The organism is Bacillus sp. JJ1533 (genome assembly GCF_036965045.1).
Taxonomy (GTDB): domain Bacteria; phylum Bacillota; class Bacilli; order Bacillales; family Bacillaceae_L; genus Ferdinandcohnia.
In genome coordinates, this window is sequence record NZ_JBALOV010000028.1 from 57,902 (window position 1) to 78,637 (window position 20,736).

Genomic DNA, 20,736 nt, shown 5'->3' on the forward strand with positions numbered 1-20,736 from the left:
ATGACAACTTGCCAAAACTATTTCTAGTGATTTGGAAAAGCGCAAGGCGCCCGTCTATCGGCGACAAGCATAAGACAAGCGCTGACAGAAGGCGCTTTTTGCCTTCCGAAGCGATTGGCTAGACCAGAGAGCCGATGGCGCCTGGAGCTAGACATCGAAAACTTCGAAAAAAATCTTATACTATTTTATCTTCAAAAAAAAGAGACTCTTTTTATTGAGAGTCTACTTTTCCATATTTTCCGCCGCCCCCTGACTTTAACCGGAGTTTTCCTTGTCGTGCTCGGATAATAATGTCGACGATTGAGCCTTTCACCACATGTCTTAGTTCTTCTTCAGGTATTTCATGTAGAATTGCCATTTCTGTTTTAAAATAATCCCTTAATTTTTGTAAGGTTTTCGGCCCTAACCCGGGAATAAATTCAAGTGGAACTTGATGCACATATGGCGGCCGATTTGGATTTGCTTCATCCGTAGTTTTTAATTCCTGAAGCCGGTCAAAAACACCTTTTACAAACTTTGAATGCCCGCAGCTTGGACAAACCTCTTGCGCAACATCCTCGATAATTGTTAAACATTTCTCACAGGTTGTTTTATGATATTTTCCTAACAGAGGATCTAGCCCGTAATTTGCAACAACTTCTCTACCATCTTTTTGGTGGAGTGCCAGCCTTAGCTCCTCAAAGGTAGGCTCTTGCATTTTGATAATTTGATATTCCCTGGCAATTTTCGGAAGGGAATGTGCATCTGAATTTGATACAAAAGTATAGGAATGCAATTCTTTAATTTGGTCGGCCATATTGGTATTCGAACTCAATCCAAGCTCAATTGCGTCAATTAAATCTTCATCAAACACTTCAGTTAATGATTGTTTTACCCCGCGCCCATACATGCTTTTGTATGGAGTGAAGACATGTGCAGGGATAAAAATACCAGATAACTCTTTAACCTTTCTTTGGAGCTCCCTGCCACTCACATAAATTCTTTGTGAACTCAATGTAATATTCTTCATTCGTTCGGAGAGCCAATTCGAGAAAAGCCTCATTTTTTCAATTGTAGGTATAAAAGCAAGGACATGGATAGGGCCTTTGCAGGTTTCATCATAGATTTCAAGCTCTGACCCGATTAAGAGGGTCACATTTTTAAATCGTAATCCACCCTCTTGATATGGATATACTTCACCAATTCTAATTAACGCCTCGAGTTCTTCAATGACTTCTGGAACATGACAATCAATTACACCAATCATGTCCATCCCTTTAATTTCAGTGGACTCCTGCAGGATATTACCAATTGTAAGAGATTTTGCTCCTGTAATTTTTACCGGTCTGCCTGAATTCGTTCTGCCGATATGGATATGGAGGTCAACATAGTAATTGTTCATTTTGGCTTATTCTCCCAATGCTTGCTGTAATTGTAAATACTGAACTGCATATGCCGTTTTTGCATCATAAATTTTCTTTTCTTTTATCAAATCAAGTGCTTCATCCAAAGTAACTTCAACCAAGTCGACAAATTCATCTTCATCTAAGCCAGCAGGGTTTTCAATTTTCTTTAACCCTTTTGCTATAAATAGATGAACCAATTCGTCTGCAAAGCCTGGTGATGTATAAAAAGAAATGAGTGGCGTTAATGTCTCACAATCATAACCAGTTTCTTCTTCAAGTTCTCGTTTTGCAGTTGCCTCCGGTAACTCACCTTGTTCAAGCTTTCCTGCCGGAATCTCAACGATTATCTTCTCTAAAGCTTTGCGATACTGCTGCACCATTATTATCTTATGATCGTCCGTTAATGCAAGTATAGCGACAGCTCCAGGATGCTTGATAAGTTCTCGTTTACTCGTATGTCCATTTGGTAACTCTACCTCTTCAATATGCAAGTCGATAATCTTTCCTTCATAAAGGACTTCCCTACTAATTGTCTTTTCTCGTAAATGATCCATCATTGCCAGCTCCTTGTTCTACTAAATATATGTACTTCATACATTTTAGCATAGTTCTTTTTGTATTTTAAAAGGAGGTTCGCAATGAAAATAGTGATTGGAGAGAATCGGGTAGCATTAGTCGGAAAGGCCTGGGAAATTCGTGCAAAATTAAAGGAATATAGCCGTTCTTTTCAAACTGTCCAAGAATGGATCAATCAAGGAAAGCTGGAACAGGAGAAAAAATAAACCTACCTGACTACTCCCTTCAAATTATTTGTAGTTCGATAATGAAACAGATAAACTATGACTAGATGCTAAAAATTCAAAATTTGGAGGGGATCGGATGGATAAAAGAAGAATCGGTTCTTCTGATTTAGTCGTGAGTAAAATTGGACTTGGCTGTATGTCCATTGGTACCGATGAAAAAAAAGCATTACAAATCATTGATGCTGCTATAGATTTAGGGATTAATTATTTTGATACCGCGGATTTATATGATCAAGGTCTCAATGAAGAATTCGTTGGAAAAGCCTTAAAATCTAAAAGACAAGATATTATTTTAGCCACTAAAGTTGGAAACCGTTTTGAAAAAGGGAAAGAAGGATGGTCCTGGGACCCATCCAAAAAATACATAAAGTCTGCTGTAAAGGATAGTCTCATACGCTTACAAACCGATTATATTGATCTTTACCAACTCCATGGTGGAACTATTGAAGATAATATTGATGAAAGTATTGAAGCGTTCGAGGAATTAAAAGAAGAAGGCGTCATTCGTTATTATGGAATCTCCTCAATCCGTCCAAATGTGATACGAGAATTTGTTAAGAAATCATCGATCGTAAGTGTGATGATGCAATACAGCATTTTAGATCGACGTCCTGAGGAGGAGATGCTTTCCTTTTTACACGAACACGAAGTTAGTGTCGTTGCACGTGGACCGATCGCAAAAGGATTACTGACCGATCGACCAATTCAAGTCGCTAGTCAAAGTATGAAACAAAATGGATATCTTGATTATTCTTACGAAGAACTTACTGATGTAATTGCTAACATAAAGTCACAACTAGCGGGTAATCGACCATTAACAGAAATCGCTTTGCAATATTGTTTATACGAGGATGCAGTTGCTTCCGTCGTAACAGGTGCTAGTTCCACCCGACAAATTGAAAAAAATGTTGAAGCTGCAAATGCAATATCTTTAACAGATGAAGAGGTACAGAAAATTAGAGAACTTACGAAGGCATCTGTTTACAAGCAACATAGGTGATTTCTACTACTTCATCAAATTTTTTCGAACAAGAAACCCCACAGCAACCTGTGGGGTTATAGGGTTATACTATTATTTAAAATCTGACCATTTAAGGTTACTCTCTTTCAACAGCTCCTCAAATGACTTATTTTTTTCTCGTTGTCTTCGTTCTTTTCTTTGTTTTTCAAGTTCTTCTTCCTGTTTCTTTTGCTCTTGGGCCTTTAACATCTGTTGTGTATTTTTTAGCTTTGAAACAATATCGTCATTTAGTAAATCACCGAGACTTAGCTTCTCATCTTTTTGCTTTTTAACAGATGGCTTATGTTTCTTTTTAGCCATATTATTCCCTCCATACATCAGCCATTTGATTATTATTATAGCAAAAAAAGCGAATAACCGCTTGGAGGTTACTCGCAATAATTGATTAATACGCTTCTAGTAAGACGTCTTCATCAATAATAAGCTTTGGCTCAGTAGAAGCTATTATATCTTCCACGGAAAATCCTTTCGCAACCTCTACTAATCTTAAACCATTCTCAGTTACATCGATTACAGCACGGTCGGTAATGATTCGATTTACGACCCCTTTTCCAGTTAAAGGAAGGGTACATCTTGTTAAGATTTTCGCTTCCCCTTTTTTATTCACATGATCCATAATAACAATGACTTTCCTGGCACCATGAACCAGATCCATCGCCCCGCCCATTCCCTTTATCATTTTCCCAGGGATCATCCAATTTGCAAGGTCACCCGTCTCTGAAACTTCCATTCCCCCAAGAATTGCGATATTGATATGTCCACCGCGAATCATTGCAAAAGATTCTGCGCTGTCAAAATATGCTGCTCCTGGAATCGCTGTAACGGTCTCTTTTCCGGCATTGATTAAATCTGGATCAACATCTGCTTCAGTTGGATACGGACCTATTCCTAGCAAGCCATTCTCTGATTGGAGAACAACTTGTTTATTAGAAGATATATAATTTGCAACAAGGGTGGGCATTCCAATTCCAAGATTAACATAAAAGCCATTCTCAATTTCCTTTTCAGCCCTTTTTGCTATCTTTTCACGTGTATTTGTCATCGCCTTCTCCCTTCTTACTTTGATAATGTTAATCGTTCAATTCGCTTCTTTTGTTCACCCACAATTAATCCTTGAACATAGATACTTGGTGTGTGAATCAAATTTGGATCAAGGTCGCCAATTTCATAGAGCTGTTCAACCTCTGCAATCGTGACCTTTCCTGCAGCAGCAATCATCGGGTTAAAGTTACGTGCCGTCTTGTTATAGATTAAATTTCCCATCTTATCGGCCTTTTCCGCACGAACCAAACTGAAATCAGCCACAAATGCTTCTTCTAGCACATACTCCTTGCCATTAAATACACGGGTTTCCTTTCCTTCGGCAATTGGGGTTCCGACTCCTGCTGGTGTAAAAAATGCTGGAATCCCCGCCCCACCGGCTCTAATTTTTTCCGCCAAAGTGCCCTGGGGAACAAGTTCAACCTCTAGTTCCCCTGACAAGGCTTGCCGTTCAAATTCCTTGTTCTCCCCGACATACGATCCAATCATTTTTGAAATTTGTTTGTTTTGTAAAAGTAAACCAAGTCCCCAATCATCAACGCCACAGTTGTTTGAAATAACGGTCAGATCCTTCACGCCAGACTCAGCCAAAGCGAAAATTAAATTTTCTGGGATACCACATAAACCAAATCCGCCAACCATAATCGTAGAGCCGTCTTTGACTTCCTTTATCGCTTCCTGAAAAGAGGAATATATTGGTTTCATTTACACACCCCGCTAATCGATATTTTCAATAATTGTCGCTACACCTTGACCGCCGCCAATACAGAGGGTTGCTAATCCGTAGCGATCATTGCGACGCTTTAACTCATGAATTAGAGTAACAAGAATTCTTGCACCACTTGCACCAATTGGATGTCCTAAAGCAATTGCCCCACCATTCACATTTAAAATCTCATGGTTAAAATGAAGCTCTCGGTCCACCGCAATAGACTGAGCAGCAAATGCTTCATTTGCTTCAATTAAATTCATATCACTGATACTTAATCCGCTTTTTTTCAGTGCCTTTTGCACCGCTGTAACCGGACCAATCCCCATAATACTAGGGTCCACTCCAGCATTTCCATTCGCTTTTATCGTCACTAATCCTTTAATACCAAGCTCATCAGCCTTCTTTTTACTCATTATTACAAATGCAGCAGCCCCATCATTTATTCCAGAGGCATTACCGGCCGTAACAGAGCCATCCTTCTTGAATGCCGGACGCAAGCTACCGAGCTTCTCAACGGTTGTGCCTGCTTTAGGATATTCATCCGTATCAAAGATAATGCTTTCTTTTCTTCGTTGTGGAATGATAACTGGGACAATTTCTTCCTTAAATTTCCCTGCTTCAATTGCAGCTATTGCCCTCTCCTGGCTTCGAGCTGAAAAACGATCTTGTTCTTCTCTCGTAATTTCATATTTATCGCATAAATTTTCGGCTGTTATCCCCATATGATAATCATTAAATGCACACCATAACCCATCTGAAATCATGCTATCAATCATCTTTTGGTCGCCCATCTTAAATCCATTCCGGGCACCCTTTAAAAGATACGGAGCCTGACTCATATTCTCCATTCCACCTGCCACAATTACATCGGCATCACCAGATATGATTGCCTGTGTTGCTAAGTGGACTGCTTTTAATCCAGAACCACATACCTTATTTATTGTCATTGCTGGAGTTTCCTGTAGTAATCCTGCTTTAATGGCTGCCTGTCTTGCAGGATTTTGTCCTACTCCGGCCTGCAAAACATTTCCCATGATCACTTCATCCACAAGCTTTGGATCCACCCCAGCTTTTTCTAAAGCTCCTTTAATAACGACTGCACCAAGTTCAGGAGCCGAAACTGACTGCAAACTTCCTCCAAAGCTACCAATCGCTGTTCTGACACCGCTTACAATTACTACTTCATTACTCATTTCAACATCCCCTTATACGTTCGATCTTTATGTATTCAATATCATATATATTTCGATACTTTTTTCGAAATACCTCTTATTTTGTCTATATTCCTATTATTCTTGATTTTCGTGAAGCGACTCCACTAGAATAAGAGATAATAATATGGATTGCTGGAGGGGTGTCAGTGAATTTACCTAAGCAAGTCACGATTATTGAAGTCGGGCCAAGGGATGGGCTACAAAACGAAAAAAGCATAATCCCAACAGAGGCAAAAATTGATTTTATAAAAAAGTTAAAAATGGCGGGCATTCAAGAAATGGAGCTTACTTCATTTGTTTCACCAAAATGGGTTCCACAGATGAAGGATGCTGAAGAAATCATTACATCCTGTTTAGATGGCACTCGAAATATTGTGTTGGCTCCAAATCAGAAAGGGATTGAAAGGCTGTACGGCACAAATTGTAAAGCGGTTGCTGTTTTTGTTGGGGTCAGTGAAAGCTTTAATAAAAAAAATATCAATAAAACAACCTCTGAAAGTATGGAGGAACTTAAACCTCTTATTGGGGAAATAAAAGAAAAGGGATATTTTGTACGTGCATGTATTTCCACCTCCTTCTACTGTCCATATGAAGGTAAAATAGATGAAGAGGATGTGCTCCGTCTGTGCTCAACATTTGTTCAGTATGGTGTTGATGAATTGAGTGTTGCCGATACGATTGGAAAAGCCAATCCAAAAGAAGTTTTCTCGCTTTTTTCCATCTTAAAAAAAGAATTGCCACACACAATGTTGACGGCCCATTTTCATGACACTCGTGGCATGGCACTTGCAAATGTATTTGCTGCTCTCCAGGCTGGAATTGACCGTTTTGATACCTCTGCTGGCGGCTTAGGTGGATGCCCGTTTGCACCTGGTGCGACTGGTAATGTTGCTACTGAGGATGTTGTGTATATGATTGAGAAAATGGGGATTTCAACAGGTCTCGATCTTTCAAAGCTTGTAGAAGCTGTGGATGTCATAAAACCTCACCTCAGCCATCCTATTGAAAGTAAATTTTATCGTCTGCAACGGCAAAATAAGAATATTTTGACTGAAAACTCCACATCCTATCCATGATTTTAAGGAAATGGAGTTGTTATCATTGGCAAAACGTGATAAAGGTCGTGCTCAAAAAGGGAAACCTAATGCAGATACGACTAACAATACAATGGCTGCCGAAGAGATGGAAAAAGCCATTCACCCTACTAACCGCCAAAATTCAGAGCAGTAAGTAAGAAACCGTGCCATATATGGTACGGTTTTTCTTTTTGGCGCAAAATGGTAAAATTGAAGTACATTTGATGCATTTTTCGAAGGAGCGTTTTTCATGAAAAGAATGAAAAAGATATTGATATTCCTCGGCATTCTCATCGGCTATATAACCACAATTGGGATGATTTTTACAAATATTGTCATGTTTATGAAGAAGAAAACCGATGAAGAAATTCTTGAACGTGAAACTAAGGAAGGACGTCTTACTTTAGATGAAGTTGAGTCTCTAAAAAAAGAGGATGTATTCATTCAATCTAAATTTGGATACACAATTAAAGGCTGGCTTGTAAAAGAATCGGATAAAAACCAATTTATTGTCATTTCTCATGGTGTGACACAAAATAAACTAAATTCGATTAAATACATGAAGCTTTTCTTGGAGCGTGGTTGGAATGTCCTTTTATATGATCATCGCCGCCATGGAGAAACCGGTGGAAAGACAACAAGCTATGGGCACTATGAAAAATTCGATCTTGAATCGGTCGTTTCCTGGTTGAAAGAAAGATTCGGGGATGACAGTACGATTGGTATTCACGGGGAATCGATGGGTGCTGTGACGACGCTGCTATACGCTGGAATGATTGAAGACGGCGCTAATTTCTATATTGTAGATTGCCCGTTTTCTGATTTTGAAGCTCAGCTGAAATATCTATTAAAGGTTGATTACAAAATACCTGCACCACTTGTTCTTCCTTTTGCCAATGTATTTTTAAAGCTTCGGGATGGATATAGTATCAAGGATGTTTCCCCTGTTTCCGTCATTCAAAATATCAAGAATCCCGTTTTATTTATCCATAGTGCAAAAGATGATTATATCTTGCCGGAAATGACAATGGAGCTATATAAAATGAAGGATGGTCCAAAGCAGATGCTGATTGCCGAAAAAGGCAAACATGCCTATTCCTTTGCTGATAACAAGGAAGCCTACGAAAAAGTAATTGATGATTTATTAGACAAATATGTAAGGGACTAAATATTTTTAGTCCCTTACCCAAGTACATCTGTAATTTCTGTTAAGTTCTCATCTATCCAGGTTAATGCAAGTTCAATCGTTTCAAATTCCTGCACTTCAAACGTCACTTCATCCTGTAGCAACCATACATCTTTCTGGTCATGGCTAACCCCTGCAATAGACCAGTGCAAAAGGCTATAAGGATGGTTGTCATGTAAAAAAGAAACCCATGTTTTATCTTCGGCTATATTTCGGATTGTTTTAAGCTTGGAACTCATGTACATCACTCACTTCTACTAACCTTAAACGTGGATTTAAAATTTGATTTGGACTCTTTAACATATAGCAATTTGCCTGTTCAATAAAATCCACTGTCATATTTTCATCTAAGAATACCATTTTAGATTTTTCTACTAATAAGGGCTTATAATTTGTTTCGAGGGTTAAGTCATCCTCGTCCCCAGAGTCTACCAGCCATAATGCCGTAACCCCGCTCATCACACAGCCACAACCTTCTGTTTCATACTTTAGTTTTAAATTTTTCTCTTTATTTTTAATTTGCGTATTTAGTTTTTCAATCGCACGTTCTGTAAATGTAACGTTCATGTCGTTCTCCTCTTTCTATTATTGTATGATTATTTTAACATATTTCGTTCCCTTCCACATATCATTACACTGACTCTCATCTTCACAAATAGTTGAGTTTTGGTAATGATTACCTTATTATCAATATAATATGATCATGTAAGGGGGTACTCATGATGTCAAAGGTTACCATTAAGGTAAACGATAATGGTTCTTTACGCATTACAGGCGAAGTTGATCTGGTTGACGCTGAAGGGAATAAGTTTCCAACGAAACAAACCTTTTCCTTATGCAGATGCGGCAGATCCAATAATAAACCTTTTTGCGACGGTTCCCATAAAGGCCACTTCGAATCAGTCGTACGCGCTCCAAAAGAATAACCGTTTTTGTACCGGATGCTCAAGTAGCATTCGGTTTTTTCGTTAGGATGAGTACCAATTATGATACAATACGGGTAAAAGCCTATCATGGAGGACGAAATATGCCTGATTGGTCGTATCATATCCTTTTTAAACCTATTTTATCTCGTCTATCTCCCTATCAATCCCGGGAATTTATCCATAGAGGAATGAATCTAATCGCCACCCTTCCAGGAGGACACCGTCTTATTCATTTCCTTGGTAGGGAGGAATCTTCTGAACTTGTAAAAAAAGAAATACATGGTGTATCTTATCCAAATCCAATTGGATTATCTGGAAAAATTGATCCACTATTAACTGGGTCAAACGCTTTTTCCAATCTTGGATTTGGTTTTATCGAAATTGGTCCAGTGACAAAGGAGCCAACAAAGGACCCATCTCTTCCATTTGTAGATTGGCAAAAACAGCAAATTGATTTTTCCTCAAACTATGAATCAATCGGAATCGACAAAACGGTCCAAAGGCTTAAAAAGAAGAAGCCAAAACAGCCTGTCTGGGCTAGATTAGCTGGGACGATTGATGAACAACAGGATTTGATTACGAAATTGGAGCCATATGTTGCTGCATTTGTCACGTCCTCTCCGAATCTTCATAGTACAACTGATCGACCTATTTATCTATCAGTTCCAGTTGGAGACGTAAAAACTCTAGCTCTTGATCTGATTCAGTCTACTTGTTCTGGTGTCGTAATTGATGAACTAGAGGATAGGCCAAACGACTATTTACGTGAATTACTAAATTCGATTCATTATTTAAGAGAAAACGGGTTCACTCTTCCCATCATAACGGTCGGTGGTATTTATGAACCAGTCGACGCCCTTGCACTTTTGGGTGCAGGTGCAGACCTTGTTCTTCTTTCAGAAGGCTATGTTTTTTCTGGACCTGGCCTTACAAAAAGAATTACAGAAGCTCTTTTGCAGCAACTTCAAGTAAATCCACCGCTACATCCAGCGTGGATTTGGTATTGGTTATTTGGTTTGTCCATTGTTATTGGTGGATTAATTGCGACCCTCTTTAGCTTGACAACCATTATTCTTCCTTATGATGAGCATTTTCTTGGCATGCAAAGGGAAGAAATCCTTTTGTTTAATGAACGGATTCTTTATTTTATGGCCCATGATCGGATGACACTTGCTGGAACTATGATTTCTGGCGGCATCGTTTATATGGCATTGGCTCGTTTTGGAGTGCGTAACCAGATTCTTTGGACTAAGCAGGCCATTGATTTTGCAGCCATTCTTGGATTTTTAGGGATACTCTTATTTATTGGTTACGGCTATTTTGATTGGCTTCATCTAGTTTTTTGGCTCATTTTACTCCCAATCTTTATAACTGGTTTTATAAAAACGAGACATCTGAGAGGGACGCCAACATCGCTTAATGCTCGTAATCATCAGGTTTGGAAACAAAGTTTAGTCGGGCAATTATCCTTTATCTTCCTTGGATTTTCATTTGTTTTGGGCGGTATTGTCATCTCATTTATAGGGATTACCAATGTATTTGTGCCCTCTGATATCCTCTATATTTGTATGCCGCCTGAAATGTTGGATTTGTTTAATGATAAATTAATTTCAGTCATTGCTCATGACCGCGCTGGTTTTGGAAGTGCCCTGCTTAGTGTTGGATTGTTAGTGTTAACTATCTCTCTTTGGGGTTTTCAGCAGGGAAATAAATGGGTTTGGTGGACGTTGCTTATAGGAGGAATTCCCGCTTTTTTGGCGGGAATATGGATTCATTTCGCAATCGGATATACAACCTTTATTCATCTGCTACCCGCTTATTTTGCGCTTTGTTTATTTTTCATTGGACTTATTTTGACGTACCGATTTTTTCATATGGGGAAAGATACGTAAAAAGGAGCCCTGTTGGCTCCTTTCTTAGTTTTCTTGATTCCAATCCTTCGCAAGCATGCCGTATATAACATGGTCAACATAGTGATCATAGAGCCACTCGCTTTGCCGAATCTCTCCTTCTTTTACAAAGCCTAATCGCTCTGGTATTGATCTGCTTTTATGATTATTGACCGCTGCGCGAATCTCAACTCGATTTAGTTTTAACTCGTTAAAAGCATAATCGGTTAATGCCTCTGCTACCCTTGTCATAATTCCTTTTCCTTGGTATTGCTGACCAAGCCAGTAGCCAATATAGGTTATTTTATTACTCCAATCGATTGAGTTAAAGCTTGCGACACCCACGATTTCGTTTTTATAGACAATAACGGTATGCAGTCCTTTATTGTCAACATAGCTTTTCCTGCAGGATTCCATATATGCTTTTGTATCCTCTACCTTTGTTGTCATATCAAGCCATGGTAGCCATTCTCTTAAGTATGCTCTTGACTGATCTGTTAATTCAAAGATTCGCTCGGCATCGCTTAACTCGATTAATTTCAAGGACAGTTCCTCGTCAATTTGGTATACGAACATAGAACCTTCTCCCTCCATTTTTGTATCCTACTATTCTTCTATTCCCACTCATTAAATTCCTTCAAATAGAATGCAAGCATATGTAAAACTTATTTCAATATTTTACTTATTAATTCCCGATTCCTTTGATGAAACATTTCATTATGGGATGAAACCATTGCTGTTTCATTCGCACTTGGTTCAATAAACCTCTTTGCTTTGTTTACTGCATTTGCAGCGTCTTGAAATGCACCTGCAATTAAGTTTACTTTACCGTCATACTTTATAATATCCCCGGCTGCAAAGAGACCTTCTATAGACGTCTCACATTGAGCATTTCCGGCTATATAAAAATTCTCTAGCATTTCAATTTCCAGTTCACTATTTTGCAGTAATGATGTATCTTGTTCAAAACCATGGTTTATCACGACTTCATCAACTGATAAATAGAAGATTTCACCAGTCTCGTTGTTTGTTAATTCTACACTACTAATTTCATCGTGGTTATCAGTTGCAATGAGTTTTGTAAAAACTGTATTGAAATAGCATTCTACTGTACTATTTTCTAGATTTGTAATTTGAGCTTCATGTCCAGAAAAGTTCGGTTTGCGATGAATAATATATACTTTCTTCGCAACTTGCTCCAATTCGTTAGCCCAATCAATTGCTGTATTTCCACCACCAGATATAATAACGTTCTTATCTTTAAAATGCTTAATAGATTTGACCGTGTAATGAAGATTTGAGATCTCAAACCGCTCCGCACCTTGAATATCTAACTTTTGGTGCTTTAAGATTCCACTCCCTACAGCAACTATCACTGTTTTAGAATAATGTTCCTTACCAGAAGCCGACTTTAGAACAAACAATCCATTTTCATTTCTGGCTATTGAAATGATTCGTTCATTAAGTACAACTGTCGGATTAAATGTTAGACCTTGTTCCACTAACTGCTCGACCAATTTTGCACCAGGAAGTGGAGTTAATCCCCCTATGTCCCATATCAATTTTTCAGGATAAATATGTATTTTTCCCCCTAGATAGGGTTGAAAGTCGATTATTTTTGTTTTCATTTCTCGTAATCCACTATAAAAAGCAGAATAAAGACCCGCAGGACCTCCACCAATAATTGTCACATCGTAACATTCAAGGTTTAGCATTCAAAACACTCCTCGTATATATTTCTATAAAATCCACAACAAATTATTTATTGCCAAAAACCTAGTTGACAATGATTCTCAATAGAATTATAGTATCATTATAGCTTTAAATGATAACGATTATCAATATCATTTTTGAAAATCTTTCGACTGGAGGAATATCATGGTTCGTCTTTTTACAAAGGATCTACATATTGGCTATGGCGACCGGGTAATCGTTAAGGATTTAAGTATTGAAATTCCTGACCAAAAGATTACAACGATTATTGGATCAAATGGTTGTGGAAAATCTACTCTGTTGAAAGCGATGACACGTGTAATCCCGCATCAATCTGGTTCAATTATTTTGGATGGAGAAAGCATCTCAAAAGAAAATACCAAAAAACTTGCAAAAAAATTGGCTATACTCCCTCAAAACCCTGAAAGTACTAGTGGCTTGACAGTAGGAGAAATCGTTTCCTACGGACGGTTCCCCTATCAAAAAGGATTTGGTCGTCTAACAAGTAAGGACATCGAAATAATAAACTGGGCACTCGACGTTACGGGTACGTCGTTTTTTAAATATCACCCTGTCGATGCACTCTCCGGCGGACAACGCCAACGTGTATGGATTGCAATGGCATTAGCACAAGAGACTGAGATGATTTTTCTAGATGAACCTACAACCTACCTTGATATGGCGCATCAACTTGAGATATTAGAACTCTTACAAAAGCTTAACAAAGAACAGAAGCGGACAATTGTCATGGTTCTGCATGATTTAAATCATGCCGCACGTTTTGCTGATTACATAATTGCCCTCAAGCATGGTCAAATCGTAAAGGCTGGTACTTCTGAAGAAGTAATTACGAACGAGGTCCTACGAGAAGTATTTCATATTGATGCTCTCATAGGGAAAGATCCTCGAACAAGCAAGCCTATGTGTCTAACTTATCATTTATTAAAAGGAGAAATATCAAATGAAGAAACTATCAATTCCCTTTCTACTAATAATCTTACTATTTAGTTTAGCTGCTTGTGATGGTAGTGCTGGTGAATCAGCCGGTACATCAAAAGAAGGAACTTCTTCTGACACAATTACATATCAATCTGAGAATGGACCTGTAGAAGTGCCCGCAAATCCACAACGTGTGGTTGTACTTTCTACCTTTGCAGGAAATGTTCTTGCCCTAGACGTTCCAGTCGTAGGTGTCGATTCATGGTCTAAAGCAAATCCTCGATATAAATTAGACGGTGTCGAAGAAGTAACGGATGAAAACCTAGAGAAAATCATTGAACTAGAGCCGGACTTAATTATCGGTCTCTCTACAATGAAAAACGTGGATAAATTAAAAGAAATTGCCCCTGTTGTTACGTTTACTTATGGAAAATTGGATTATCTATCTCAACAGTTAGAAATCGGTAAGTTATTAAACAAAGAAGCTGAAGCACAAAAATGGATTGATGACTTTAAAAAGCGTGCCCAAGAGGCCGGAGAAAAAATAAAAGCTAAGATTGGTGAAGATGCAACAGTTACAGTCATTGAAAATTTCAATAAGGAGCTTTATGTCTTTGGTGATAACTGGGCACGCGGTACAGAGATTTTATATCAAGAAATGAAATTGAATATGCCAGAAAAGGTAAAAGAAATGGCACTGGAAGCAGGTTACTATTCATTATCTTTAGAGGTACTTCCAGAGTTTGTAGGAGACTATCTTATTGTGAGTAAAGTAGAAGATACTGAAACTTCCTTTATGGATTCAGAAACATATAAAAATATTCCTGCCGTTAAAAACAACCAAGCTTATGTTGCAAATGCAAAGGAGTTTTACTTTAATGATCCGATTACACTTGAATATCAACTAGAATTTTTCATTGAATCATTTCTTGGCAACTAACATTTATATGGGGGGAGTTCTTATGAGAAGAATTCCTCTTCTTTCATTCTGGAAAAGGAAAAGATGAGATTATATGACAAAATACACAAATTCAGTTCCATTTATTGTGAAACTTGCCTTAGGCATACTGTTCTTCATAATTGTGTTCATTATTTCATTGATTTTTGGTGCTGCTGATACTACTTTAAAAGAAGTGTGGCTAGCTCTTTCAACTAATTTGAAGAATGACACCATCACTATGATACGCGAAATCCGCGTTCCTAGAGAAATAGCGGCCGTATTTGTTGGTGCTGCTCTTTCAGTAGCTGGCGCTATTATGCAAGGGGTAACGAGAAATCCACTGGCAGACCCTGGTTTACTTGGATTAACGGCTGGTGCTAATGCTGCTCTTGCCTTAACCATTGCTTTAGTTCCTACTGCTAACTATTTTACTATTATGCTTGCCTGTTTTATTGGAGCCGGCGTTGGAACCTGTTTGGTTATAGGTATTAGTTCGGCCAAAAAAGGTGGATTTTCTCCACTTCGAGTCGTGTTAGCTGGGGCTGCTGTATCTGCCTTTCTTTATGCAGTTGCCGATGGGATTGCACTTTATTTTAACATTTCTAAAGATGTTTCAATGTGGAGTGCTGGTGGTATTATTGGAACCACTTGGGCTCAGCTTCAAGTTTTCATTCCATTTATCTTAATTGGCATTTTAGTTTCTCTACTTCTCTCAAGACAGATTACGGTTCTTAGCCTGAATGAGGAAATTGCGATAGGTTTAGGTCAAAAGATTTTACTGATTAAGGTTTTTTTATTCGTAATCGTTATCGTGTTAGCAGGTGCATCGGTTGCACTTGTTGGAAATCTTACCTTTCTCGGTTTGATGATTCCCCATATTGTAAGAGCAATCGTTGGTACGGATTATCGCTATATTCTTCCGATGTCAGCTGTTGCGGGTGCTACCTTTATGGTATTTGCAGATACGCTTGGACGAAATTTAAATGCTCCCTTTGAAACACCAGTACCTGCGATTGTAGCTATACTGGGGCTCCCCTTCTTCCTATTCATTGTCCATAAAGGAGGTAAGGCCTTTTCATGATCCATCCAAGTTTACGTAACAAACATCGCTTCTTACTTACTGGTATTCTCTTAATAATTATCATGACAACTATCGTTAGTATGGGGTTGGGATACTCCTCCCTGTCTTATAGCAGACTGATACCTACACTTCTAGGAGAAGGAACTTTTAAAGAAGAATTTGTATTATTTTCTGTACGGCTACCGCGTATTGTTATCACACTTCTTGCTGGAATGGCACTCGCCCTTTCCGGAGCTATCTTACAAGGAACTACACGAAATGACCTCGCTGATCCTGGAATCATTGGGATTAACTCTGGTGCGGGTGTAGCCATTTCGGTCTTCTTTTTGTATTTTCCGATTGATGTAGGATCATTTATTTATTTACTTCCTGTTATAGCGTTTTTCGGTGCCCTCATAACGGCATGCTTAATTTATCTATTTTCATATAGCAGAAGTGCTGGCCTCCAGCCAGTTAGGTTAATTATAATTGGTGTTGGATTTTCAATGGCGTTATCCGGGACAATGGTCCTACTCATCTCCTCCTCTGAGCGTGAAAAAGTAGACTTTATTGCCAGATGGTTGGCAGGGAATATATGGGGGACAGACTGGCCATTCATACTAGCCCTCTTACCTTGGTTGCTTGTTCTGATTCCCTTTACTTTATTTAAAGCGAATCGATTGAATATCCTTAATTTAAGTGAGACAACTGCAGTTGGACTGGGAATTTCTATTGAAAGGGAGAGGCTTCTTTTACTATTAACGGCAGTTGCATTAGCTGCCTCCGCAGTATCTGTTACAGGTGGTATTGCTTTTATCGGTTTAATGGCTCCACATATCGCAAAAACATTAGTTGGCGCCCGTCATCAGCTTTTTATCCCACTTGCTGTGCTCATTGGTGGGTGGCTTTTATTATTTGCTGATACAATCGGGCGTAACATTTTGGAACCAGAAGGTATTGCTGCTGGAATTATGACTGCTCTTATAGGAGCACCTTATTTTATTTATCTTTTGCTTAAGAAAGCGTGATTTTAAGGTAGCTGCTTACTTTTGGTAACCCACCCATTGCTTCAATTAGGATTCTAGGCTTTATACTAAACTCATCGGGTGGGTGATATAGAAACATGCTTTTTTAAAGTATTAATCAGAAAAACGCAGATCGACTAACGAATTTATAGGGATGTAATGTACTTCCCCGAATTTATCGATAACATGCAATCTATTTTGTAGGTCATCGTAATAATGAATGGTGCCAAGAAGGAGTTTGTGGTGTTTCGCTTCATAATGCGTGATCACCACTTCTTTCCCCTCCTCCATTGCCTGACAAAGAATGCCATTCATCTCTTCAATTTGTTGTTCATCGAGTTCTGGCTTTTGCTCATACGTATCTTCTTTCGCCCAATCTCTAAGTATTTTCACATGTTCTGGTAGCATCATTGCTGTCCATTTTATCGCTCCGCGGTCCCGTATCATCCTTATTACCTTCTTTCTTACATCTAGCTCCAGCACCTAGCCCCTCGAGGTCGCTTCACCCTTCCTGCGGCGGCAACGCTAAGGAATGCTACGTGAGCATAACCCTCGCAGAAAATAAGCTTTGCTTATTTTTGAGCCTCCTCGTCAGGTTTCCAGCGCTTGTCGGGGCTGTTCAAGGTGCTTCCACTTTTGGTATTATTCTGCCTTATGTCCGCCGACAAGCCTACTACGATGTCTTGATGTTCCAGCATTTGTATAGGAAACTGCACGTAGGATTGCATCTGAACCGTATTTTCCTCGGATGCCGTCCATTACGTACCCAAGCTTATGCTGTTTAACTCGATTGAGATAAAACAAATCCAATTGCATTTGTCTGTCATCCTCAATATTAGAAAGCGCAATTGAAATTTTGCGAACCGTTTTTTGAGCATAAAATTTCTCAAATAACTCGAGGCAGACACGATACATTTCCATCGTAATATTCGTTGGAGTTTCAATTGTTTTCGACCGATAAAATCCTCCGCCAAACTCATCTTGGCTATAATGAATCCCAAGGCTAATCGTTCGACCTGCCTTTTTATGTCGTCGTGCCCGCCTTGCTACCTCTTCACACATTTCTAGAATGACATGCTTTACTTCTTCCGGGTCTGGGTAATCACGCAAAAGGATTTGGCTTTTTCCAAAGCTGACCTGCCCTTGCATAATAGGGGCACCAATTTCCGATAAATCGACACCCCAGGCATGATAATACAGCTGATTTCCCATCACTCCAAATTTTTTCTCGAGTAATTCAAGCGGGTAGTGGGCAAGCTGGCCAACGGTTGTAATTCCCATCCCATTTAAGGTTCGCTCTACCCTTCTCCCAATTCCCCACATTTCTCGTAGCGGCGACACAGGCCATAGTTTTTCAGGGACATCATCATAGGTCCATTCCGCAATTCCTTGTTTCTTTGCATCTAAATCTAAGCATAGCTTTGCCATTAGCATATTAGGACCAATCCCAATCGCACAGGTTAGCCCATATTCAGCTTCAATCTCTTGCCTGATTTTACGCGCAATCGTTGTTGCGTCTCCCCATAGTTTTTCAGTTCCATCAATCTTGATAAAGCTTTCATCTACGCTATACACATGAATCGCATTTTTGGGGACATACCGATTAAAAAGTCTTGTGATTTCTGTTGAAATTCGTAAATATGTTGCCATTTTTGGGTTTACAACTTTAATTCGTGGATCCTTTGGGATTTCAAAGAGTCTTGATCCTGTTTTTATCCCAAATTCCTGTTTTAGCTTTGGTGAGGCTGCAAGAACAACACTTCCTGGGCGATCTGTATCTCCAACAACCGCCAAATAGCACTCAAGTGGATCAAGGCCTAATAATACGGCAGCACAGCTTGCATAAAAGCTTTTTATATCCACGCATAAAATCTTTTGAACGGGCAACTGACTGTAATCCACCATCTGACATCACCTCCAAAAAGAATGTATGTTCGTATTATATTCTTAATGATAGGAGAATATACGTTCGATTTCAATGGAAATTTCAAGAAGAATTTCAAGGCCCATTAACACAAGAAAAAAACCAAGACGCTTAAATAGCGAATTGGTTTTTTATAGTGATTAGATAGACAATCGAAATGCTTTCACAATTATCCCATCATTTGCGGGCTCGAAATCATATTGTGGTAGACGCTCAAAGCCGTGTTTTGTATATAGCTTAATCGCCTGTCTCATGAACTCGCCAGTATGTAGTCCGATGTGTCGGTGATTTTTTGCTCGGGAACGCTGGATGCACTCGGTAATTAAAGCTGAAGCGACACCCTTTCCACGAGCCTCCGGACTCACTGCTAGCATTCGTATTTCTGGATATTCCAACTCATCCAACTGGCCATCATATGCGTCTGTATTAGCGGGAATCAAGACGACACTTCCTACAATTCCCCCATTAAGCTCACACACAATAAGCTCAGAGCCATGGAGGCGATCAGCCTCAGAAGAGATGGACTGCTTAAGGGCCTGCCAATGAGCAGCTGGAATAACACTTGAATGTTCAAAATAAGCAGCAACCCGTTGCTCACGAATAAAATCCAATTCATCCTGTTTCGCATCACGTATTTTCATGTACGGATTTCACCTACCCTTTTATTAAGAACTTTTCTTTTTTTCCGCTTAACTGCTCACGGTTATGTACGGAGAGCCATGCCGATTCGTTCGGTCCTTTCGGAAGAATATTCACTTCTCCCTTTGCAGGATCAATGGTGATAGATAAGTGATAATGTCGCCTAATCGCATCAAAATCCGTTGTATCACCAAACCCTGGAGTCTGGTACAAATCACGGGCATAGCCCCATAAATTTTTGAACTCACGGATTAAATTTCGGTTCGTCCGAAAAGCAGAATAATAGGCAGCATCAAAGCGCGCCAACGTTGTATATAATCGAACATCAGAATCGGTAATAAAGTCCCCAAATAAGAAACGTTGCTTGGACAAACGCTCCTCTAATTCATCTAGTCTAGCAAACAATGTATCATAGGCTTGTTCATAGGCCTCCTGAGAGCGAGCAAATCCACATTTATAAACACCATTGTTTACATCATGAAAAATAACGTTATTCAATGCATCAATTTCTTCGCGTAAACTAATCGGATATAAATCAGGAGCTTTTTCCTTATGGAAAGGAGCCCAAACAGTTTCAAAATAGTTGGTAAGCTTAAAATAGTCATTATTGACAGCCTTTTTGGTTTCAAGATTGACCATGACTGGTACAGTTGGTCTGCCTGTATAGGTAGGATCGGCATTCTTATAAACCTCACTCACATACTGAACGCCAAGTACAGGATCAACTCCATTTTCATCTAAGGAAAATTCCCAATCGACACGCTCAATTCTTGGTCTCATTAGGACTTACTTTCCCTAGGCTAATTGCGTTTTCTAATCCAAGCACTTTTCGAACAATTACAGAACGGTGTGCCCATGGACATGCAGCAGACCATAGCAAACGGTAGCGGCCGGACTCAACGGGTAATTCTTCTGGCTTGTTTCCAAAAGGTGTCGTAAAGCGATTCGTTTGACGGTTGAATGAACCATCTGCTTTTATTTCTGCTGGCTTTTTAGATTCTGCGGGAATCGCGCAGCTAATAGTCTGATCTTTTTGTGTCATGTCACTCTCTCCCTCACGCTTATGGTTAAAACATACTAATTCAATGCGGTTAATGTTATTTACTCACTATCTAAAATAAACGTCAAGAAATATAACCTATAAAGTGAAAATCAATCTGCTAAGTTACTACCCGTTTTTTTGTGGTTGCGGCATATCATTTATCGTTTAACGGATTGGGGATTTACCGTTTAATACGGTTGC

At 39.1% G+C, this 20,736-nt stretch carries 26 protein-coding genes; 11 read left to right on the top strand and 15 right to left on the bottom strand.

Going from position 1 to position 20,736, the window contains the following annotated elements; genetic code table 11:
* Window positions 1–211: 211 nt before the first annotated feature.
* Window positions 212–1,381, bottom strand: coding sequence for an endonuclease Q family protein (locus tag V7138_RS15205; RefSeq protein WP_335398814.1), 1,170 nt, complete (start codon window positions 1,379–1,381; stop codon window positions 212–214).
* A gap of 6 nt (window positions 1,382–1,387) precedes the next feature.
* Window positions 1,388–1,939, bottom strand: a complete 552-nt coding sequence (locus tag V7138_RS15210; protein ID WP_335398816.1) for an NUDIX hydrolase — start codon at window positions 1,937–1,939, stop codon at window positions 1,388–1,390.
* 84 nt (window positions 1,940–2,023) lie between these two features.
* On the opposite strand from V7138_RS15210, the gene mciZ reads away from it, so the two are divergent.
* Both mciZ and V7138_RS15220 read left to right on the top strand, forming a co-directional pair.
* Window positions 2,024–2,167, top strand: coding sequence for a Z-ring formation inhibitor MciZ (mciZ, locus tag V7138_RS15215; RefSeq protein ID WP_335398818.1), 144 nt, complete (start codon window positions 2,024–2,026; stop codon window positions 2,165–2,167).
* A gap of 97 nt (window positions 2,168–2,264) precedes the next feature.
* A complete protein-coding gene (locus tag V7138_RS15220) occupies window positions 2,265–3,188 on the top strand; it encodes an aldo/keto reductase (protein WP_335398820.1) in 924 nt (307 codons plus the stop codon).
* A gap of 72 nt (window positions 3,189–3,260) precedes the next feature.
* Here V7138_RS15220 and V7138_RS15225 read toward each other — a convergent pair whose 3' ends face one another.
* The 4 genes from V7138_RS15225 to V7138_RS15240 all read right to left on the bottom strand — a co-directional run bounded on the left by V7138_RS15225 (window position 3,261) and on the right by V7138_RS15240 (window position 6,155).
* Window positions 3,261–3,509 carry a YqkE family protein gene (locus tag V7138_RS15225; protein ID WP_335398822.1) on the bottom strand — a complete coding sequence of 83 codons (249 nt, stop codon included), beginning with the start codon at window positions 3,507–3,509 and terminating at the stop codon, window positions 3,261–3,263.
* Window positions 3,510–3,594: 85 nt separating this feature from the next.
* On the bottom strand, window positions 3,595–4,251 hold the full coding sequence (locus tag V7138_RS15230; protein ID WP_335398824.1) for a CoA transferase subunit B: 657 nt from the start codon (window positions 4,249–4,251) through the stop codon (window positions 3,595–3,597).
* Between the two features lie 14 nt (window positions 4,252–4,265).
* Entirely contained in the window at window positions 4,266–4,955 is a 690-nt protein-coding gene (locus V7138_RS15235) for a CoA transferase subunit A (protein WP_335398826.1), read from the bottom strand.
* 12 nt (window positions 4,956–4,967) lie between these two features.
* Window positions 4,968–6,155, bottom strand: coding sequence for an acetyl-CoA C-acetyltransferase (locus tag V7138_RS15240; RefSeq protein WP_335398828.1), 1,188 nt, complete (start codon window positions 6,153–6,155; stop codon window positions 4,968–4,970).
* 161 nt (window positions 6,156–6,316) lie between these two features.
* Between V7138_RS15240 and V7138_RS15245 the strand changes: the two genes are divergently transcribed.
* The 3 genes from V7138_RS15245 (at window position 6,317) to V7138_RS15255 (ending at window position 8,420) form a co-directional block, all read left to right on the top strand.
* Window positions 6,317–7,252 carry a hydroxymethylglutaryl-CoA lyase gene (locus V7138_RS15245; protein WP_335398830.1) on the top strand — a complete coding sequence of 312 codons (936 nt, stop codon included), beginning with the start codon at window positions 6,317–6,319 and terminating at the stop codon, window positions 7,250–7,252.
* Window positions 7,253–7,277: 25 nt separating this feature from the next.
* On the top strand, window positions 7,278–7,406 hold the full coding sequence (locus tag V7138_RS15250; protein ID WP_309538322.1) for a hypothetical protein: 129 nt from the start codon (window positions 7,278–7,280) through the stop codon (window positions 7,404–7,406).
* A gap of 105 nt (window positions 7,407–7,511) precedes the next feature.
* Window positions 7,512–8,420, top strand: coding sequence for an alpha/beta hydrolase (locus tag V7138_RS15255; protein ID WP_335398866.1), 909 nt, complete (start codon window positions 7,512–7,514; stop codon window positions 8,418–8,420).
* Window positions 8,421–8,434: 14 nt separating this feature from the next.
* Here the strand turns inward: V7138_RS15255 and V7138_RS15260 are convergent, their stop codons facing one another.
* Both V7138_RS15260 and V7138_RS15265 read right to left on the bottom strand, forming a co-directional pair.
* The gene (locus V7138_RS15260) at window positions 8,435–8,677 is read right to left on the bottom strand and encodes a DUF2552 family protein (RefSeq protein ID WP_335398832.1); all 243 of its coding nucleotides are present in this window, start codon (window positions 8,675–8,677) and stop codon (window positions 8,435–8,437) included.
* Complete coding sequence (locus V7138_RS15265; RefSeq protein ID WP_335398834.1) at window positions 8,661–9,005, bottom strand: iron-sulfur cluster biosynthesis family protein; 345 nt, start codon at window positions 9,003–9,005, stop codon at window positions 8,661–8,663. Before V7138_RS15265 ends, V7138_RS15260 begins: the two co-directional genes overlap by 17 nt.
* A gap of 155 nt (window positions 9,006–9,160) precedes the next feature.
* On the opposite strand from V7138_RS15265, the gene V7138_RS15270 reads away from it, so the two are divergent.
* Together V7138_RS15270 and V7138_RS15275 are read left to right on the top strand one after the other, a co-directional pair.
* A complete protein-coding gene (locus V7138_RS15270) occupies window positions 9,161–9,364 on the top strand; it encodes a CDGSH iron-sulfur domain-containing protein (protein WP_335398836.1) in 204 nt (67 codons plus the stop codon).
* 101 nt (window positions 9,365–9,465) lie between these two features.
* Window positions 9,466–11,256, top strand: coding sequence for a dihydroorotate dehydrogenase (locus tag V7138_RS15275; protein WP_335398838.1), 1,791 nt, complete (start codon window positions 9,466–9,468; stop codon window positions 11,254–11,256).
* A gap of 24 nt (window positions 11,257–11,280) precedes the next feature.
* Here V7138_RS15275 and V7138_RS15280 read toward each other — a convergent pair whose 3' ends face one another.
* Entirely contained in the window at window positions 11,281–11,829 is a 549-nt protein-coding gene (locus V7138_RS15280; protein ID WP_335398840.1) for a GNAT family N-acetyltransferase, read from the bottom strand.
* 89 nt (window positions 11,830–11,918) lie between these two features.
* Window positions 11,919–12,968, bottom strand: a complete 1,050-nt coding sequence (locus V7138_RS15285; protein ID WP_335398842.1) for an NAD(P)/FAD-dependent oxidoreductase — start codon at window positions 12,966–12,968, stop codon at window positions 11,919–11,921.
* Window positions 12,969–13,131: 163 nt separating this feature from the next.
* On the opposite strand from V7138_RS15285, the gene V7138_RS15290 reads away from it, so the two are divergent.
* The 4 genes from V7138_RS15290 to V7138_RS15305 all read left to right on the top strand — a co-directional run bounded on the left by V7138_RS15290 (window position 13,132) and on the right by V7138_RS15305 (window position 16,933).
* The gene (locus tag V7138_RS15290) at window positions 13,132–13,974 is read left to right on the top strand and encodes an ABC transporter ATP-binding protein (protein ID WP_335398844.1); all 843 of its coding nucleotides are present in this window, start codon (window positions 13,132–13,134) and stop codon (window positions 13,972–13,974) included.
* Window positions 13,928–14,845 carry an iron-hydroxamate ABC transporter substrate-binding protein gene (locus tag V7138_RS15295; protein WP_335398847.1) on the top strand — a complete coding sequence of 306 codons (918 nt, stop codon included), beginning with the start codon at window positions 13,928–13,930 and terminating at the stop codon, window positions 14,843–14,845. The genes V7138_RS15290 and V7138_RS15295 overlap by 47 nt, the downstream gene beginning before the upstream one ends.
* Window positions 14,846–14,918: 73 nt before the next feature.
* Window positions 14,919–15,926, top strand: coding sequence for a FecCD family ABC transporter permease (locus V7138_RS15300; RefSeq protein ID WP_335398849.1), 1,008 nt, complete (start codon window positions 14,919–14,921; stop codon window positions 15,924–15,926).
* Window positions 15,923–16,933: a FecCD family ABC transporter permease gene (locus V7138_RS15305; RefSeq protein ID WP_335398851.1), complete on the top strand. Its 1,011-nt coding sequence runs from the start codon at window positions 15,923–15,925 to the stop codon at window positions 16,931–16,933. Before V7138_RS15300 ends, V7138_RS15305 begins: the two co-directional genes overlap by 4 nt.
* 111 nt (window positions 16,934–17,044) lie before the next feature.
* Here V7138_RS15305 and V7138_RS15310 read toward each other — a convergent pair whose 3' ends face one another.
* The 5 genes from V7138_RS15310 to V7138_RS15330 all read right to left on the bottom strand — a co-directional run bounded on the left by V7138_RS15310 (window position 17,045) and on the right by V7138_RS15330 (window position 20,535).
* Window positions 17,045–17,377 (bottom strand): YolD-like family protein, encoded by a 333-nt coding sequence (locus tag V7138_RS15310; protein WP_335398853.1) that lies wholly within the window; start codon window positions 17,375–17,377, stop codon window positions 17,045–17,047.
* 195 nt (window positions 17,378–17,572) lie between these two features.
* A complete protein-coding gene (locus V7138_RS15315; protein ID WP_335398855.1) occupies window positions 17,573–18,835 on the bottom strand; it encodes a DinB/UmuC family translesion DNA polymerase in 1,263 nt (420 codons plus the stop codon).
* Between the two features lie 159 nt (window positions 18,836–18,994).
* Entirely contained in the window at window positions 18,995–19,495 is a 501-nt protein-coding gene (locus V7138_RS15320; protein ID WP_335398857.1) for a GNAT family N-acetyltransferase, read from the bottom strand.
* Window positions 19,496–19,508: 13 nt separating this feature from the next.
* Window positions 19,509–20,273 carry a glutathione S-transferase C-terminal domain-containing protein gene (locus V7138_RS15325; protein ID WP_335398859.1) on the bottom strand — a complete coding sequence of 255 codons (765 nt, stop codon included), beginning with the start codon at window positions 20,271–20,273 and terminating at the stop codon, window positions 19,509–19,511.
* Entirely contained in the window at window positions 20,257–20,535 is a 279-nt protein-coding gene (locus V7138_RS15330; protein ID WP_335398861.1) for a hypothetical protein, read from the bottom strand. Before V7138_RS15330 ends, V7138_RS15325 begins: the two co-directional genes overlap by 17 nt.
* Window positions 20,536–20,736: the final 201 nt, after the last annotated feature.

Excerpts from the sequence above, each read along its gene's own strand:
- V7138_RS15205 (WP_335398814.1), bottom strand. The coding sequence starts at position 1,381 with ATGAACAATTACTATGTTGACCTCCATATCCATATCGGCAGAACGAAT.
- V7138_RS15210 (WP_335398816.1), bottom strand. The coding sequence starts at position 1,939 with ATGGATCATTTACGAGAAAAGACAATTAGTAGGGAAGTCCTTTATGAA.
- mciZ (WP_335398818.1), top strand. The coding sequence starts at position 2,024 with ATGAAAATAGTGATTGGAGAGAATCGGGTAGCATTAGTCGGAAAGGCC.
- V7138_RS15220 (WP_335398820.1), top strand. The coding sequence starts at position 2,265 with ATGGATAAAAGAAGAATCGGTTCTTCTGATTTAGTCGTGAGTAAAATT.
- V7138_RS15225 (WP_335398822.1), bottom strand. The coding sequence starts at position 3,509 with ATGGCTAAAAAGAAACATAAGCCATCTGTTAAAAAGCAAAAAGATGAG.
- V7138_RS15230 (WP_335398824.1), bottom strand. The coding sequence starts at position 4,251 with ATGACAAATACACGTGAAAAGATAGCAAAAAGGGCTGAAAAGGAAATT.
- V7138_RS15235 (WP_335398826.1), bottom strand. The coding sequence starts at position 4,955 with ATGAAACCAATATATTCCTCTTTTCAGGAAGCGATAAAGGAAGTCAAA.
- V7138_RS15240 (WP_335398828.1), bottom strand. The coding sequence starts at position 6,155 with ATGAGTAATGAAGTAGTAATTGTAAGCGGTGTCAGAACAGCGATTGGT.
- V7138_RS15255 (WP_335398866.1), top strand. The coding sequence starts at position 7,512 with ATGAAAAAGATATTGATATTCCTCGGCATTCTCATCGGCTATATAACC.
- V7138_RS15260 (WP_335398832.1), bottom strand. The coding sequence starts at position 8,677 with ATGAGTTCCAAGCTTAAAACAATCCGAAATATAGCCGAAGATAAAACA.
- V7138_RS15265 (WP_335398834.1), bottom strand. The coding sequence starts at position 9,005 with ATGAACGTTACATTTACAGAACGTGCGATTGAAAAACTAAATACGCAA.
- V7138_RS15270 (WP_335398836.1), top strand. The coding sequence starts at position 9,161 with ATGTCAAAGGTTACCATTAAGGTAAACGATAATGGTTCTTTACGCATT.
- V7138_RS15275 (WP_335398838.1), top strand. The coding sequence starts at position 9,466 with ATGCCTGATTGGTCGTATCATATCCTTTTTAAACCTATTTTATCTCGT.
- V7138_RS15280 (WP_335398840.1), bottom strand. The coding sequence starts at position 11,829 with ATGTTCGTATACCAAATTGACGAGGAACTGTCCTTGAAATTAATCGAG.
- V7138_RS15285 (WP_335398842.1), bottom strand. The coding sequence starts at position 12,968 with ATGCTAAACCTTGAATGTTACGATGTGACAATTATTGGTGGAGGTCCT.
- V7138_RS15290 (WP_335398844.1), top strand. The coding sequence starts at position 13,132 with ATGGTTCGTCTTTTTACAAAGGATCTACATATTGGCTATGGCGACCGG.
- V7138_RS15295 (WP_335398847.1), top strand. The coding sequence starts at position 13,928 with ATGAAGAAACTATCAATTCCCTTTCTACTAATAATCTTACTATTTAGT.
- V7138_RS15300 (WP_335398849.1), top strand. The coding sequence starts at position 14,919 with ATGACAAAATACACAAATTCAGTTCCATTTATTGTGAAACTTGCCTTA.
- V7138_RS15305 (WP_335398851.1), top strand. The coding sequence starts at position 15,923 with ATGATCCATCCAAGTTTACGTAACAAACATCGCTTCTTACTTACTGGT.
- V7138_RS15310 (WP_335398853.1), bottom strand. The coding sequence starts at position 17,377 with ATGATACGGGACCGCGGAGCGATAAAATGGACAGCAATGATGCTACCA.
- V7138_RS15315 (WP_335398855.1), bottom strand. The coding sequence starts at position 18,835 with ATGGTGGATTACAGTCAGTTGCCCGTTCAAAAGATTTTATGCGTGGAT.
- V7138_RS15320 (WP_335398857.1), bottom strand. The coding sequence starts at position 19,495 with ATGAAAATACGTGATGCGAAACAGGATGAATTGGATTTTATTCGTGAG.
- V7138_RS15325 (WP_335398859.1), bottom strand. The coding sequence starts at position 20,273 with ATGAGACCAAGAATTGAGCGTGTCGATTGGGAATTTTCCTTAGATGAA.
- V7138_RS15330 (WP_335398861.1), bottom strand. The coding sequence starts at position 20,535 with ATGACACAAAAAGATCAGACTATTAGCTGCGCGATTCCCGCAGAATCT.